Here is a 2189-nt window from a genome sequence, read left to right as displayed (position 1 = left end):
GCCCTAAATACAAAAACTATTCCCGTCTTGTCGTCAACTGCTCAGACGGGAATAGTTTCTTCAATTGCTTAGTTGCTTAACTTAATGACATTGGGGTTTGCACCTGCCTTTTTGATATGAAAAAAGCAGCTTAGCCAGCTACTTGAAAGATTATAAATAAAAGTCATTATGGTAATCTTTGCTGTGCAATTTAAAGATTGATTTTGCAAAACTCAATGGAAGGCTATTAATCAGACTATTATAATCTTTGACAGCCTGATTATAGTCAAGCTTTTCTTGTAACAATCTATCTTCATAACGATGAATTTGACTTAAGAGATTGTCTCGGTTTTGCACATCTCCTTTGAGGTCGCGATTTAGTTTTCTCAGATGGTCAGAGGTGACAGTCAAATTATTGAAAAGGGCATCGATTTTTTCGCTCAAGCTTGAGGCAGTATTGACCTGTTTAAAAAGCAGAGCGATGGCTGGCGTTATTAAAGCAAGACCTGCAAGGACGCTTGACAAGAAATAGTTTAAGTCCTCCTCGTCGGTCATAATGGAATAGACGATGTAGTAGAGAAGCCAAAATCCAAAAAATTGACCAATAAATTTACCGATGCTCAGGCTGGGTAGCCGCCCTTCTCTGTTTTTTTTTGTCATATCATTCTCCTTTAAGCTGATAAATCTAGTATAACATAAAAGAGAAGTTTTTCCTTGCAATAACAAGCATAATGCTGTATAATGTTTGATTGTGAGCATGCCTCACTTACTCGTGGCGAGGGTCACGGGTCATTAGACCAAAAGGAGGAAATATCAATGGCTAAATACGAAATTCTTTATATTATTCGTCCAAACATTGAAGAAGAAGCTAAAAACGCTTTGGTAGCACGCTTTGACTCTATCTTGACAGATAACGGTGCAACTGTTGTTGAATCAAAAGATTGGGAGAAACGTCGTCTTGCATACGAAATCCAAGATTTCCGCGAAGGACTTTACCACGTTGTTAACGTTGAAGCGACTGACGCTGTGGCTCTTAACGAGTTTGATCGTCTTTCAAAAATCAACGGTGACATTCTTCGTCATATGATCGTAAAACTTGACGCTTAAGAAGGTAGTTTATGATTAATAATGTAGTACTTGTGGGTCGCATGACTCGAGATGCAGAACTTCGTTACACACCTAGTAATCAAGCCGTCGCGACATTTACACTTGCTGTCAATCGTAATTTCAAAAATCAAGCTGGTGAACGCGAAGCAGATTTCATTAACTGTGTTATCTGGCGCCAACAGGCTGAAAATTTGGCTAACTGGGCTAAAAAAGGCACACTTGTGGGTATCACAGGGCGTATTCAAACGCGTAACTATGAAAATCAACAAGGGCAACGTGTTTATGTGACAGAAGTTATTGCAGATAATTTCCAAATTTTGGAAAGTCGTGCTACACGTGAAGGCCAATCTGGTGGTTCTTATAATACTGGTGGATTTAACAATAATTCATTTGGTGGCTCATCAAATGGTGGTTATCAATCACAGCCTTCACAACAACAAACACCAAACTTTAGCAGAGATGAAAGTCCATTTGGCAATTCAAACCCAATGGACATCTCAGATGATGATCTTCCATTCTAATGGAAACGAATTAAATTTATAAAGGAGAGAACACATGGCTCAACAACGTCGTGGCGGATTCAAACGCCGTAAAAAAGTTGATTATATCGCAGCTAACAAAATTGAATATGTTGATTATAAAGATACTGAACTTCTTAGCCGTTTTGTATCAGAACGTGGGAAAATTCTTCCACGTCGAGTTACAGGCACTTCAGCTAAGAACCAACGTAAAGTAACAACAGCAATTAAACGTGCTCGCGTTATGGCTCTTATGCCTTTTGTAAACGAAGATTAATAAGGAAGCAACTCTCGTTTGGGTTGCTTTTTGTCTGTCCATAATGACCTGGGACTGGGAGGATTATGAGATAAGAATGAACTAATCACAAAAATAAAAGAAAAACCACTTTTTAGCCCAATGTCATTAAGTTAACTAACCTATCACGTTTTGTGGTAGGTTAGTTTTTTATGTTACACTAAAAATAAAAGGGGAAAAGTCATGTTAGATCATATTAAAGCTCATTTACTTGATAGTATTAACGACATCGTTTCCACCGCAAACCAGTTTGTGCTTCATCCTGAAAAAGATTTTAGTCGGAAAAGTCA

The 2189-nt window shown here is 38.1% G+C and carries 4 protein-coding genes; 3 read left to right on the top strand and 1 reads right to left on the bottom strand.

Going from position 1 to position 2189, the window contains the following annotated elements; genetic code table 11:
• Nucleotides 1-150: 150 nt before the first annotated feature.
• Nucleotides 151-639, bottom strand: coding sequence for a LemA family protein (locus A3GS_RS0109555; RefSeq protein WP_018365174.1), 489 nt, complete (start codon nucleotides 637-639; stop codon nucleotides 151-153).
• Between the two features lie 156 nt (nucleotides 640-795).
• Between A3GS_RS0109555 and rpsF the strand changes: the two genes are divergently transcribed.
• The 3 genes from rpsF to rpsR are packed head-to-tail and all read left to right on the top strand — an operon-like array spanning nucleotide 796 to nucleotide 1881.
• Nucleotides 796-1086: a 30S ribosomal protein S6 gene (gene rpsF, locus A3GS_RS0109550; protein WP_018365173.1), complete on the top strand. Its 291-nt coding sequence runs from the start codon at nucleotides 796-798 to the stop codon at nucleotides 1084-1086.
• Nucleotides 1087-1097: 11 nt separating this feature from the next.
• The gene (locus A3GS_RS0109545) at nucleotides 1098-1607 is read left to right on the top strand and encodes a single-stranded DNA-binding protein (protein WP_018365172.1); all 510 of its coding nucleotides are present in this window, start codon (nucleotides 1098-1100) and stop codon (nucleotides 1605-1607) included.
• A 34-nt stretch (nucleotides 1608-1641) separates the two neighbouring features.
• The gene (rpsR, locus tag A3GS_RS0109540; RefSeq protein WP_000068664.1) at nucleotides 1642-1881 is read left to right on the top strand and encodes a 30S ribosomal protein S18; all 240 of its coding nucleotides are present in this window, start codon (nucleotides 1642-1644) and stop codon (nucleotides 1879-1881) included.
• Nucleotides 1882-2189 lie beyond the last annotated feature (308 nt).

Source organism: Streptococcus caballi DSM 19004 (assembly GCF_000379985.1).
Lineage (GTDB): Bacteria > Bacillota > Bacilli > Lactobacillales > Streptococcaceae > Streptococcus > Streptococcus caballi.
This window is presented reverse-complemented; position numbering and strand designations above follow the sequence as displayed.